The sequence below is a fragment of the Robertmurraya sp. FSL W8-0741 genome (assembly GCF_038004005.1).
GTDB lineage: Bacteria > Bacillota > Bacilli > Bacillales > Cytobacillaceae > Robertmurraya > Robertmurraya siralis.
The window spans coordinates 4305575-4318078 of sequence record NZ_JBBOQG010000001.1 but is presented as its reverse complement, the minus strand read 5'-3'; the positions used below and the strand labels follow the sequence as shown (position 1 = coordinate 4318078).

General features: G+C 37.9%; 16 protein-coding genes and 1 riboswitch. Of the genes, 11 read left to right on the top strand and 5 right to left on the bottom strand.

Annotation, left to right across the window (positions count from 1 at the left end; translation table 11 throughout):
• Nucleotides 1–11 precede the first annotated feature (11 nt).
• From NST02_RS21055 to NST02_RS21005, 11 genes are all read left to right on the top strand, one after another.
• A complete protein-coding gene (locus NST02_RS21055) occupies nucleotides 12–923 on the top strand; it encodes an ABC transporter ATP-binding protein (protein ID WP_137742922.1) in 912 nt (303 codons plus the stop codon).
• Nucleotides 920–1630, top strand: a complete 711-nt coding sequence (locus NST02_RS21050) for an ABC transporter permease (RefSeq protein WP_095309665.1) — start codon at nucleotides 920–922, stop codon at nucleotides 1628–1630. Before NST02_RS21055 ends, NST02_RS21050 begins: the two co-directional genes overlap by 4 nt.
• A complete protein-coding gene (locus NST02_RS21045; protein ID WP_095309663.1) occupies nucleotides 1631–2359 on the top strand; it encodes an ABC transporter permease in 729 nt (242 codons plus the stop codon). It begins immediately after the preceding gene.
• Between the two features lie 244 nt (nucleotides 2360–2603).
• Entirely contained in the window at nucleotides 2604–2945 is a 342-nt protein-coding gene (locus tag NST02_RS21040) for a hypothetical protein (protein ID WP_137742920.1), read from the top strand.
• Nucleotides 2946–2988: 43 nt separating this feature from the next.
• Nucleotides 2989–3657, top strand: a complete 669-nt coding sequence (locus tag NST02_RS21035) for a DUF3885 domain-containing protein (RefSeq protein ID WP_244988975.1) — start codon at nucleotides 2989–2991, stop codon at nucleotides 3655–3657.
• Between the two features lie 3 nt (nucleotides 3658–3660).
• A complete protein-coding gene (locus NST02_RS21030) occupies nucleotides 3661–4935 on the top strand; it encodes a hypothetical protein (protein ID WP_340949732.1) in 1275 nt (424 codons plus the stop codon).
• Nucleotides 4936–4948: 13 nt separating this feature from the next.
• The gene (locus tag NST02_RS21025) at nucleotides 4949–5395 is read left to right on the top strand and encodes a hypothetical protein (RefSeq protein WP_095309657.1); all 447 of its coding nucleotides are present in this window, start codon (nucleotides 4949–4951) and stop codon (nucleotides 5393–5395) included.
• Between the two features lie 25 nt (nucleotides 5396–5420).
• Nucleotides 5421–5867 carry a DUF4275 family protein gene (locus tag NST02_RS21020; protein ID WP_095309654.1) on the top strand — a complete coding sequence of 149 codons (447 nt, stop codon included), beginning with the start codon at nucleotides 5421–5423 and terminating at the stop codon, nucleotides 5865–5867.
• A 44-nt stretch (nucleotides 5868–5911) separates the two neighbouring features.
• Nucleotides 5912–6199, top strand: coding sequence for a DUF6980 family protein (locus NST02_RS23815; RefSeq protein ID WP_095309652.1), 288 nt, complete (start codon nucleotides 5912–5914; stop codon nucleotides 6197–6199).
• A gap of 29 nt (nucleotides 6200–6228) precedes the next feature.
• Entirely contained in the window at nucleotides 6229–7032 is an 804-nt protein-coding gene (locus NST02_RS21010) for a hypothetical protein (RefSeq protein ID WP_137742915.1), read from the top strand.
• A gap of 211 nt (nucleotides 7033–7243) precedes the next feature.
• The gene (locus NST02_RS21005) at nucleotides 7244–7831 is read left to right on the top strand and encodes a hypothetical protein (protein WP_244988977.1); all 588 of its coding nucleotides are present in this window, start codon (nucleotides 7244–7246) and stop codon (nucleotides 7829–7831) included.
• A 163-nt stretch (nucleotides 7832–7994) separates the two neighbouring features.
• Here NST02_RS21005 and NST02_RS21000 read toward each other — a convergent pair whose 3' ends face one another.
• The 5 genes from NST02_RS21000 to NST02_RS20980 form a co-directional block, all read right to left on the bottom strand.
• Nucleotides 7995–8309: a DMT family transporter gene (locus NST02_RS21000; protein ID WP_095309648.1), complete on the bottom strand. Its 315-nt coding sequence runs from the start codon at nucleotides 8307–8309 to the stop codon at nucleotides 7995–7997.
• Nucleotides 8309–8650: a DMT family transporter gene (locus NST02_RS20995; protein WP_212934280.1), complete on the bottom strand. Its 342-nt coding sequence runs from the start codon at nucleotides 8648–8650 to the stop codon at nucleotides 8309–8311. The genes NST02_RS21000 and NST02_RS20995 overlap by 1 nt, the downstream gene beginning before the upstream one ends.
• A gap of 68 nt (nucleotides 8651–8718) precedes the next feature.
• A riboswitch (guanidine-I (ykkC/yxkD leader) is annotated at nucleotides 8719–8815 on the bottom strand.
• Nucleotides 8816–9277: 462 nt separating this feature from the next.
• Nucleotides 9278–10057 carry an amino acid ABC transporter ATP-binding protein gene (locus tag NST02_RS20990; protein ID WP_137742914.1) on the bottom strand — a complete coding sequence of 260 codons (780 nt, stop codon included), beginning with the start codon at nucleotides 10055–10057 and terminating at the stop codon, nucleotides 9278–9280.
• A 13-nt stretch (nucleotides 10058–10070) separates the two neighbouring features.
• On the bottom strand, nucleotides 10071–11264 hold the full coding sequence (locus tag NST02_RS20985) for an amino acid ABC transporter permease (RefSeq protein WP_235879416.1): 1194 nt from the start codon (nucleotides 11262–11264) through the stop codon (nucleotides 10071–10073).
• Between the two features lie 19 nt (nucleotides 11265–11283).
• Nucleotides 11284–12450, bottom strand: a complete 1167-nt coding sequence (locus tag NST02_RS20980; RefSeq protein WP_095309640.1) for an amino acid ABC transporter permease — start codon at nucleotides 12448–12450, stop codon at nucleotides 11284–11286.
• Between the last annotated feature and the right edge of the window lie 54 nt (nucleotides 12451–12504).

Below are 12504 nucleotides of genomic sequence, written 5' to 3'. Positions count from 1 at the left end.
GGTGAGAAAAAATGGATCATGTAGTGATTACGAAAGGCTTAACAAAAAGCTTTCGTCAAGAAAAAGCAGTGGATTGTTTAGATTTAAAAATTAAAAAAGGGGATATATATGGATTTTTAGGTCCTAATGGTGCAGGGAAGACAACGACGATTCGAATGTTGCTCGGTTTAATGAAACCGACATCGGGAACGATTGAAATTTTTCAAAAGGATTTAAGGGCGGAACGAATTAGCATTTTAAAAAGGGTTGGTTCCTTAGTAGAGAATCCCTCCTATTATCCACATTTAACAGCTTACGAAAATTTAGAGGCTGTGAGAAAAATTTTAGGAGTTTCAAAATCAAGAATTTATGAAGTCTTAAAAATTGTTCGTCTCACAGATGTCGCCAATAAAAAGGTAAAAGGATTTTCATTAGGCATGAAGCAGCGCTTAGGGATCGCTACTGCTTTATTGGGTGAACCTGAATTGCTGATTTTGGATGAACCAACAAATGGGTTAGATCCATCTGGAATCATTGAAATTCGTCATTTGATTAAACGTCTCTCAACTGAATTTGGCATTACCATTTTGATTTCGAGTCATCTATTATCGGAAATCGATCAAATTGCCACTACAGTTGGCATCGTTTCGAAAGGGAAGTTGATTTTTCAAGATTCCATCGAAATCATGCGCCAATTCGCGCAGAAAAATATTATCTTAAAGGTTAACGATGGGGAGAAGGCTTGGCGCTCTCTTTTGGCAAAAGGAATTAAATCAGATTATCAAGATCGTCAGCTTCTCTTATTAGAGCATTCGAATGAGAAGGTGGCGGATGTTGTACGAATACTTGTTGAAGATGGCTTCTCTATTTATCGAGTTGAAGAAGAGAAGCGTTCTCTCGAAGATATCTTCCTGCAAATGACAGCAGAGGAGCAGGCCATATGATCGGAAAATTAGTTGAAGCCGAATTTTTAAAAATTAAAAGAAAAGGATTTTGGTTTTTAACATTTTTAGGTCCGTTCGGTGTTATTGCCTTACAGATGGTCAATTATGGAGTAAGAAAAGAATATTTGCTCAGGCAAAGTGATGATGACTGGGGGTATTTTCTATTGAATGTATCCTCGTTTACACCACTTGCACTAGTTTTAGGAATCGTGATTTTAACGTCATTTATGACAAGTATTGAAAATGAGACAAATGCTTGGAAGCAGCTTGTAGCTCTTCCAGTCTCCAAGTGGAGCGTCTATTTGTCAAAATTTACAGTGCTAGCCGGTTTGTTATTGCTTTCTACAGTGCTTTTAACCATCTTTACGATCCTATACGGAACGGTTTTAAACTTAGGCCATGATATTCCCTATTTAGAGATTATCAAATACAGCTTTTATCCCTATCTAGCTGCATTGCCTGTACTGGCTTTACAGCTATGGATTGCAACGGTCAGTCATAATCAAAGTATTCCGATTACTGCTGGAGTACTTGGTGTGATTTTCACTTATTCAGCCCATATTCTTCCTGATTGGATGATATGGAAATGGCCATCGTTGATGAATGATTGGAATGAACCTGTGATTAATGTCTTTTTAGGGATCGGAGTAGGGTGTTTGTTGTATATCATTGGCATGTTTGATTTTATTAGAAGGGATGTTAAGTAGATGCTCTCAGTTCTTCAGTCAGAGTGGTATAAACTAAGAAAATCAAAAATCACCTTCATTCTTTTTGTTGGTCCCTTTGTGGGACTTCTGATTGGGTTGCTCATAAATTTAACTTTTGAGGGGGAAATCAATCAATGGTATATTTTGGTGCTTTCGATGAATTTAACCTATGCCCTCCTATTTTTACCTTTAATAACAGGTGTTTTAGCAAGTACAATTTGTAGATATGAGCACCAAGCAGGGGGCTGGAAGCAGTTATTAGCAATGCCAGTTGCGAGAGGAAAAATATTTTTGGCAAAGTATGTATTGCTGATGCTGCTTGTGTTTGTCATTCAATTGCTTTACCTCGTTTCTATCTATGGGGTGGGAATGATAAAAGGCTATACAGATCCTTTTCCCATTGAGATTATTTGGAGAAGCATTATAGGTGGCTGGGTTGCGACGTTTCCACTTGTTGCACTTCAATTGTGGATGTCTATTCTTTTTAAGAGCTTTGCTGCACCGTTGACCGTGAACGTAATTTTTACACTACCAGCTATTTTAGCGATAAATTCTGAGCGCTTTGGTCCTTTTTATCCATGGGCGCAGCCATTCTCGATGATGTACGCTGGCGGCAACACGGACGATCTATTTTTTATTCCATGGGAGCAATTAATAACGGTTGTTGGAGGAAGCTTTGTGCTATTTTTCCTTGGAGGGTATATTTATTTCCAACGAAAAGCAGTGTAATGAAGAAACTGCAGGAGTGCAATAGAACAGAGAATTGTTTAATTCCGGAAAAATTGAGGTGATTTCCGGAGAAAATAGGATTAATTCCGGAAAAACTGAAGGTAATTCCGGAAAAAAACGATTTTTTCCAGAAAAAGGGTGTCCCAATCAATTTTGGGACGCCCTCTCTGTTCATCCTGCCCAAAATTCAGGGAAATATTGTATAATGAGCATTAAGACCAAAATATGTGGAGGGGGAACCGAAGTGTTGTGCGGTTGTGAACATAGTATTCCTGCAAGTCTAAAAATAGAAGGGGATGTGGGCGCAGATCCACTTTGGTGTGCGAATTGCGGTTACAATATTGATATTGCAGATTTACCGCTTTCCAATAATTTAGTAGCGGCATTGTCTTCATGGAACATGACCTATGGAGAGTGGATTGATTGGAATACAGATAAATTAAAAGAAGATGGTATTCAATTAGAAAAACAATTTAATAGAGCAGGAGAAGCGTTAACGGAAAAAGTGAGAAGAGAGATAGGGCATATTTATGGTATTACGTTTGTTCCTTCGACAAGCGCCCGACTATATTCGGAAACTTCTTGATAAAGAAGCGGCCTTGAAAACTTGAGGAACGGAGAAAATGATCATGGAGTTAAATCAATATATAAACGAAGCTTTTCCAGGACTAGTTATAAAACCAAGCCTCTACTGGCAATGGAAGTCCAGCATTCATTTCAATCTTGCCATGGAGCTCTCTCCATTTAAAGATGGAATAGATAAGTTAAATCCTCAGTATTTTAAGGAGACTTACGAGAAGGCCATTCTCTATTTCAATGAGCTTTTCTCAGATGATGATGAAATTTTTTTAGTTACCAATTACTATCACCATAAAAAACAGAGGATAAGCAGACATAAGCTGAAGGTTTACGCGCATTACATAAAAAACAAGGATATTAAATTTCGATTGCAGCAAAAAATTTGTCCGTATGTCTTTGAGGAAGAAGAGGCAAAGGATTATCGCACTTCCCAATTTTCGCTGCTATGCCGTAAGCGGGATATTCGTTATCCATTGCTGCTTGAAGCGATCTGTAATCAAGATTTTCCTCCTTTAAAACCAAATCTAAGACATCGAGATAGCGTGTATTCACCAAATGTATTTTTTATTAATGCCAGTAAAGATATTATTTTCTTTATTTACGATGATCGAGGCTGTGAAGTTATTGCCAAAGACTTTGAAACAATTCGCCCTTTATATGAAAAATATACTGAATGGGTGGAGGGACATCGTCAAGAAGAACAATACAAGGAGATATGATCAATGAAATCAAAGATCAAGCAATGGATTGACTTAGCAAAGAAAAAATTTGGCCTCGAGGATTATAAACTAGCAGATTCCCGGTTTTCAAGACGGGTCAATATTTTCAATGAAACAGAATATACCTTTTCGATGGAGTGGTTTCCAAGTGATGAAACAGAACGAGAAGATGAAGATTCAAACCCGCCTGGAACGGCGGCCATTGAAATCAATGTACATACAGAAAAAATTGAAAGTATCATTTTTGTCATGGGAAAAACGTATGCCAAAAATGGAGTTGAGTTTAAAACTCGTAAACTTGAGGAAATGATAACGTGGATTGAAGAGGAAACGGGGCTCGTCTACGGGGAGCAATTTCAGCTTCATCGACAAGAGGATGGAGAGTATCGCTTCAAGGAGTGTTATAAGGGAGTGGCGGTGTCACCTTCCGGCTTCATTGATGCTCGGGTTGATGAGGAAGGAAGATTGATTTCTTTTTCCGTTCATGGTCAATTTCCTGCTAAGGAAATGGTGGAGGAGGATATATTTTCCCTTACTCTTGATTCTATCGAGGCATTGAAAAAAGACCAGGTAAAACTAATCGAATTCCCTTCTTTTGAACAGAAAAAAATCTTTCCTGTTTATGCGCTTGAAGAAATATTTGTGACAAATGATGGTGCAGAAACGATCCCTTTTGAAGTTTTTGTTGATTCAAGAGGATATCTCAAAATAGATGAAATGATCAGTTGGGAAGAGCCTATATCTCTTCAGCCATTTGAAAGGGAAGTGTTTGATTGGAGTGAAGATATCACAGCAGAGCAAGCTTTTTCTTCTGAGCCGGCTCCAGATTCGTTTCCGATTACGAAGGATGAACAAGAAAAATGTTTAAGGATCGTAAAAGAGGTATTAGCTCAAGAATATCCTGAGCAGTCCGGGAAGTGGAACTTGAAAACATTACATCGGGAGAAAAGTTTTATTCATGCGATCATTCGAGCTAATGAACAAACAAACCGTGTATTTCAGAGAAAATTAATGGTTATCATTGATGCTGAAAAAGAAAAGGCGATAAATTTAATTGACAATAACATGATGTTGGATGTTTTTCATGAATTTGAGGTTGCGGAAACAGTAGCAATAACGAAGGAAGAAGCTTTTGCAAAGCTTAAAGACCATTTTGAATTAACGCCAATCTATGTCTATGATTTTGAACGGAAGAAATATCGATTATGCGGAAAATTGGATTGCCATTATGGAGTTCATGCAGGAAGCGGCAATGTTACTTTTTTAGATGATCTGTAGGGGAGATTGAAGATTGAATTGCTGGAGAATAACAAAAGATTCGGATGAGTGGACTTGTTTTTCAGAAGTAGGGACAAAGCTAGAGTATGAAGAATATATCATTACGGAGGAAAAGTATTTAGAGGCCATCAAGACATTTTGGGATGAAACAGGAGTAAATCAGATATATATAACAGCTTTGGAGCAGTGGTCGGACGGAGTAGAAAGTCAAAATGCCCGCAAGTATCTCTCTAATATTTGGATAGGAAAAGCAATCAAGATCGATGAATTGCTGCAATTAGCTCAACATACTCTGCGTAATGTATGTTGGTGCAAAGTAGAAATAAAGAATCGATTTTTTGTACATTTTGGTTATGACTATTATATGTATATCGGGACGGATAGAGATTGTCAGAAGGCGATCGCAAAAACGCAGCAATCAGGTCTAAATGTTGAGGAATGTATCTCACCTTATAAATGATTTTTTTTTAAAAGGATGTGCTTAGTTGGAGAATAGAGTAGGGCTGATTCAAGCTTTTAAAAAGAAAAGAGTGAAGGTAACGGAAATTCCGAAATGGGGAACCTATCTCCGCAAGAAATGGGAAGACGAATTTGTTCATCATTTGACTGTGCAGGAGAAGGAAGATATTTACTTATATTCGAGCCATTGGGCTAGTGGTTTTTTATGGCATGTATTTAGTTATGATAAAAGAAAATATTTACAATTTGATGAAGCAGATAAGGCTTTTGAAAGTGAAAACAAGAAATTTTGCTATCTGTTTTTTCAGCATTACGATGATGCCTATATTCTTGAAAATGCTACAAAAGTAACCGCAGCTGATTTTAATGAGGAAGAAGATGTATATATAGTGGATAAGGACTTTACTTGGACGTATGTCAGAACTCATGATAGCGGTTATCTTGGTCCTTATTTTTCGAGAATAGGAGAGTAGGATGACAAAAAAGCTTTGCTGTAAAACGATGATGGTACAAATAAATATTAGTATGTGAGCAACATGAAGATCCGTTTGACTGTCCAGATCGATTAATCGACTATAACGCAAAATTTGATGAATATGGATTGATTATTCACGATGGAGGTTCCTCTAGTATGCTCATTTCATTTTGTCCATGGTGTGGAGAAAGGCTCCCGCTATCAAAACGAGATTTATGGTTTGATAAACTTGAAAAATTGGGTTTTGATAATCCGTATGATGACAATATCCCAGAGGAATTTCAATCAGAAAAATGGTATAATCACAGTGCAAAGGAGGGTTTTAAATAGAGTATTTAGAACTATATTACAAGAAATATATGAATACAGTAAAACCCACTGATTATATTGAATGGGCTGTGGATTCTCTATGCCTAGATGTACGCGAGATTAAAAAGTTAGCCAGTATGAGTATAGAGCAAGCATTAAATCCATTTGAAATTGAGCAGCTGTTTGATGCTGCGATGAGAGCGATTCAATGGGGCGTACCAACGAAGGAAGAATGTATAAGCTATTATATGAAATCCCTTCATTCTAAATTATTGCTACCGAATCAAAATGCGATTCTTATCGTAAAAGAGTTATATGATTGTGCTGTGGCAAACGACTTATTTGAAGAACAGAGGAATTGGCAGGAAGTAAGTGATGCGATTGCGGATTTTGAGTATGGAGGCAATGTGCAAGGTATGTCGGTAGAACGGCTTTACGAAATGATCATTCATTGTGCACGAAAATTATGGCATACAAAGATAAGTAGCGTCACTTTTCAACAATTTATTGGGCAAAAAATTACTGATGTTGAAACAGGCGTTCATTTTACCATCTTATTTGAAAAAGGAGCATTGACGATTGAATGTCCATGGCGTATTCGTAACGCTGATGCAATCCTTTTAGGAGAAACTGATGTGAACGCTAATCAAAGAGAGTGGAAGTCTATGAAGGAATTATTGGCAGGTAAAACGATAGAAGATGTTCAATTATTGGAGCAGTGCCCATTACTAATTGTGCAATGCGGTGACTGCTTTTTGGATGTTTTTCATGCCAGCTCTTTTTTCGATGGTTGGACTTTATCAGATGATGCTGATTTTTATCTCTTTTCTATGCATGGGGGAAGTATCGCATAAAAGTGAGTGCAACCATTTTTAGCGAAGTAAATCATTAAAGAAGTTGCGATGTTTGTTAAAATGAAGCAATGTCCAATTGCAGCTAATGAAAAAGCGTGTATCAAGATTAAGATTTTGAAATCGTAAAGAAGCTTCAATAAAATGGTTAGTAATCTCAACCTGCAAGGAATGAACATGAGCAGAGTATGGTGCTAAAAAGAGAGTGTGCGAAGTGCCCATCATTTTTGTCCTAAAGGAAATGAGGGAAGAGGATTTTATTGAGAGAAAAAGGATGGGTGGGAGAACCTTGAGCATAAAAGAAATCACAACGAATGTATTACCAAGAAAAATAATAACGGCATCTATAGCAGGTTCTTTATTTGCCATATTGTTTGGGCTCGTTACACCATCTCCATTTGGAGATGAGATCAATTCGATAAAAGCTTACTTGTGGGCATTTGTAATGGTTACTCCAATATACTTAATGTACAGTTTTCCCGTTATTTTTATCTACGGAACAATTACATCTATTATTAGTGATCTGCTAGCGAATTTAATTACTAGGGGCAAATTAAAAAGAATGGAAAATTATATATCTGTTTTATTTCATTTGCTCTTTGGTGTCATATTGCTGTGGATCAGCTTGTCAGCTTCTATCGTGTATTTTGTGGTTGACAGATTTTTAATGAAAAAGAGAGATAGCTACAGATGGATCAATGCCCTGCAAAGTTTAGTATTTCCGCTCTTCGTATGGCTTATATTCATGGGAATAATCTGGTTAGTTGATTTTCTGGAGAATTGGCCAGATTTTTTAGTCTAGGAATTAGCGTCTCGGATATCTTCGAGACGCTTAAAATGTAGATGAATTTTGATTGCAAACGTGTGTCGTTTGAGGAGTGGAGTAACCATGAGTACCGCAAAGTAACGAGAAAGGGAGCGTTTGCGGGCGGCATGAGCGTTACGACAATATTTGCTATTCTATACTATGAAACCAGTTTTAAACCAATTGCAGCACTAATCACGACTCCGATAAAAAAGATTCGTTTCCAGTCTTTGGATTCTCCGTAAAAAATCATCCCAATGATCGTACCGCCGACAACACCCATCCCTGTCCAAATCGCATAAGCCGTCCCCATTGGGATCGTACGCATGGAGTAACTTAATAGAAGAAGGCTGGAACCGAAACCAAGCGCTAAAAGTATTAACGATGTCCACTTTCTTTTTGTGTGCCATTGATTAATCATAGCCACGCCAAATGCTTCTAAAAATCCGGCAATAATTAATGAGAGCCATGCCATTAATCTTCAGCTCCTTTCTCCGTTTTTTCTTCCGTAACTACTTTTAAGCCAATCACTCCGATTAATAATAGTACGATTAGGGCGACTTTGGCCCATCTAAAGGGTTCATTGAAAAATAAGATTTCGGATATAACGGTCCCTGCTGCTCCAAGCCCGACAAATACCGAATAGACGGTTCCAACAGGCAGCGTTCGACCTGCTGAAATCATGAGGTAATTACTAATAATAAGTGCAACAATCGTTCCGGTCCAAGTCCAAAAACTATAAGCATGCGCTAAACCAATCACCCAGAATACCTCTAAAATGGCAGCGATAATTAGTGAAATCCAGTTTCGATTCAATTTGAATACCTCCTCTTAAAAGTGACGCCAAACAAAAAAAGCCCTGAGAGAATGCTGTCAAATACAGTATCTCCCGGGCTTTTATCCCTCCGTGACACAGCTATTGCTGTGAGTTTTCTCTCGGACCAGACCAAATAAACTTGCGGAACCCTAGAAAACATTTTAAATATGGTGTTGTAATACGGATTGTTTTGTTCGAATGACCTTAGTGCTGGTTATTCCGTTCAAACCAATACGCATAAAATGAGCAGCTCTTTTTTTAAAATGCTTATCTGCTTTTTGTTTGGTGTTTAATGTTCAATTGTCTTTTATTATACACACCTTTAAGAAATCTTCAAGCCTTTCGAATGATGAAGGTACGATAAATTAGCATTTGTTTCTTGTCCATTCATTGACTGGTATAAGGGAAAATCGTTTTCAACCTTGAGAAAAAATGAATATTTTTTTGATTCCTAACTTTGCTTTTATTTCAGTTAAATTCCTTATTATCGTTTGAGTATTTATCCATGCTGCTGTCGCTGCGAAAACGGCTGATGATGAAAATATTCATATCATTTAACACCTCATTATTTGCATATGTCTTATTTTACCGCAATGATGAAGGTGTTTTGCAACTAATAATCTAAGTTATAAAATCTGCGCCAAAAATAATTTTGTTCGTTCGTGCTGAGGATTATCGAAGATTTGTTCAGGTGATCCAGATTCGATAATTTCGCCATGATCAAATAGGACAATCCGATCGGCAACTTGGCGAGCAAATCCCATTTCATGTGTTACGACTAGCATTGTCATTCCTGATTCAGCCAGTCTTTTCATAACATCGAGCACCTCTTTGACCATTTCAGGATCGAGAGCGGAAGTCGGTTCGTCAAATAACATAATTTTTGGTCGCATGGCTAAAGCTCTGGCGATTGCTACCCGTTGTTGCTGACCTCCGGATAATTGCCCAGGATATTTATTGGCTTGTTCCGGAATACCAACCCGCTCTAATAATTCTAAAGCAATTTGCTCCGCTTTTTGCTTTTTCCATTTGCGTACCCAAATAGGGGCTAATGAGATGTTTTTCAAAATGGTCATATGTGGAAATAGATTAAATGATTGAAAGACCATCCCGGTTTCCTTACGAATCTCTTCGATATTTCGTAAATCATTCGTTAAGTTGATACCATCAACAATGATTTTGCCATCTTGGAATTCTTCAAGTGCATTAAGAGTTCTTATAAAGGTCGATTTTCCTGAACCTGAAGGTCCTAATACAACAACAACTTCACCTTGTTTCACAGAAAGATTAACATTTTTCAAAACATGTAAATCTCCAAACCATTTATTCAGGCCTTTTACGGTAACGATATCTTCCCGCTCCTCAAGAGGAGTGGTTAACTTTTCAACTGCAAAAACACTCTCCATTTTTTCACTCCCTTTATCGGTGTCCTGCCCCTAGAGATACTTCTAAACGGCGGCTCACATGTGACATCAAATAACAAAAAATAAAATATACAAATCCTACAAAGACGAAAACTTCCATTTGCTTGCCGAGAAATTCAGGATTGGCAACAAGCTTTTGGCCCATTCCTAATAAATCGGTTAAACTCACAATCGCTACTAAGGAAGTATCCTTAAAGATGGAAATGAATTGACCGACACAAGCTGGAATAACGGCTCTTATTGCTTGAGGCAAAATGACAAAGGTCATCATATATGTTTTATTTAATCCTAGAGCCTGTGCTGCTTCGTATTGTCCTCGTGGAAGAGACTGAAGCCCCCCGCGAATATTTTCAGCTAAATAAGCTGCACTGAAGAGAGTCATCCCGATCATTGCCCGTAATACATTGCTTATTTCTACGCCACTTCCTAAAAACAACGGGATCATCAACTGTCCAATAAATAAAACAGTAATAAGTGGAATTCCACGGATAAATTCGATGTAAATCACACAAAAATACTTGATAACTGGCAATGAGCTTCTTCTTCCAAGGGCCAACAAGAGACCGATCGGAAAGGAGATGACAATGGCCACGCTTGCGATTAAAAGGGTTAATAGAAACCCGCCCCAAATATTTGAGGAGACAGGGGCTAATACTCCAAATCCATTTAAAATGAAAATGGTTAGTGGAATATAAAGGAGCCAAACGGCAATGACTGGTATTTTCAGCTTAGGAAGCTTTGTGCCGATAAAGAAGGTGAGAAGTAGGAGAACTATATTTCCTCCTAGTATTAACCTTGTACTCATTTGGATAAAGGGCATTGCTACCATAATAAGCATGATCGCACCGATCGAAACAGCAACATGGGCCATTGAACCCTTCCACAACCCCCATGATAAGCCGAGCAATACGGTTAGAACTCCTAGTATCGTCCAAACTCTCCATATTTCAGCAACAGGAAATTGCCCAATCATAAGTAGGCGGAAATTAACAGCAATAACGGACCAGTCTGCAGTGAAGATAAACTGAAAAGTATTGAAGAGGATATATCCGGTAACGACTGCTGAGATAATCGTTAACAGTACGTTAGACCAACTGCTAAATAGATTTTTTTTGAGCCATTGCAAAGATCCTATTTGGCTGCTCGAACGCTTTAATATATTCAGTTCTTTATTTGCTTCTAGCTTCATTTCTTCCACATTTCTTCACCTACCTTTCCACCAATTGAACTTTTTGGTTAAAGATATTCATCAGAATTGAGGTGATTAAACTAAAGGTTAAATACACGGCAATCATGATCGAAATCACTTCTACTGCTCTACCAGTTTGGTTCATAACCGTCCCACCGACGCTAACGATATCCTGAAATCCTACTGCCACCGCCAAACTTGAGTTCTTTACTAAATTCAAATATTGGCTCGTTAAAGGCGGAATAATGATACGAATGGCCTGTGGGAAGATAACTAAGCGCATAGTAGTAGAGCTTTTCAATCCCAATGCCTTTGCCGCTTCTATCTGACCTTTAGGAACCCCTTGAATTCCTGCACGGATCACTTCGGCAATAAAGGTGGATGTGTAAATGACAAGACTGATTAAAATCGCCGAATAACCGGGTGATAGCGTCTGTCCCCCAACAAAGCCTCTTCCAGATACAGATGGAGTATGAATTGTAACAGGGCCAGTCTTTGTGAAAATCAATGTGATCAAAATAATCACGATAAAGGAAACGATTGCTGAAATAAACGGGTATTTTCTTTTGCCGCTTTCTAATTGCTTTTTCATTAACGCTTTGAAGAAGATAACAGCAACCATGAGACCTACGATCATACCAATTCCCCAAAGAATGGTGTTTGAATGGGCTTCAAACCAAGGTATAGCAATGCCTCGATTGGAGAAAAAAACAGGTCCGAGCTTTAATGCTTCTTCAATTCTGGGAAGTGGGAGAAGGACTGCAAAAAACCAAATGAAAATCTGCACGAGGAGAGGAGTGTTTCGAAAAATCTCAATATATACAGTTGCTAGCTTACTGACAAGCCAATTATTAGAGAGTTTAGCAATCCCAACAAATAACCCAATAATGCTCGTAAGAATGATTCCAATAAAGGCAATTCGTAATGTATTTAAAATCCCCACAATAATCGCTCTGCCGTATGTATCCGTCGGTTGAAAATCAATCATCGATTCAGAAATGGTGAATCCTGATGTGTTTTTTAAGAAATTAAAGCCTAAGTTTATTCCTATTTGTTGCAAACCATTAATGGCATTTGCAATAAAGTAATATCCACCGGCCAGTACAAGTGCGGCAAACAGCACTTGCAAGAGGATAGGGACAATTCTTTTATCGCGCCAAAAAGGTGTTGTAATAGTTTTCTTCATGGACAGTCACCTCTTTTATTAAAAATTTCTAGAGATATCTTTACTTATAAAAAA

Coding starts and splice junctions, on each gene's coding strand:
- NST02_RS21055 (WP_137742922.1), top strand. CDS start 12: ATGGATCATGTAGTGATTACGAAAGGCTTAACAAAAAGCTTTCGTCAA.
- NST02_RS21050 (WP_095309665.1), top strand. CDS start 920: ATGATCGGAAAATTAGTTGAAGCCGAATTTTTAAAAATTAAAAGAAAA.
- NST02_RS21045 (WP_095309663.1), top strand. CDS start 1,631: ATGCTCTCAGTTCTTCAGTCAGAGTGGTATAAACTAAGAAAATCAAAA.
- NST02_RS21035 (WP_244988975.1), top strand. CDS start 2,989: ATGGAGTTAAATCAATATATAAACGAAGCTTTTCCAGGACTAGTTATA.
- NST02_RS21030 (WP_340949732.1), top strand. CDS start 3,661: ATGAAATCAAAGATCAAGCAATGGATTGACTTAGCAAAGAAAAAATTT.
- NST02_RS21010 (WP_137742915.1), top strand. CDS start 6,229: ATGAATACAGTAAAACCCACTGATTATATTGAATGGGCTGTGGATTCT.
- NST02_RS21000 (WP_095309648.1), bottom strand. CDS start 8,309: ATGGCATGGCTCTCATTAATTATTGCCGGATTTTTAGAAGCATTTGGC.
- NST02_RS20990 (WP_137742914.1), bottom strand. CDS start 10,057: ATGGAGAGTGTTTTTGCAGTTGAAAAGTTAACCACTCCTCTTGAGGAG.
- NST02_RS20985 (WP_235879416.1), bottom strand. CDS start 11,264: ATGAAGCTAGAAGCAAATAAAGAACTGAATATATTAAAGCGTTCGAGC.
- NST02_RS20980 (WP_095309640.1), bottom strand. CDS start 12,450: ATGAAGAAAACTATTACAACACCTTTTTGGCGCGATAAAAGAATTGTC.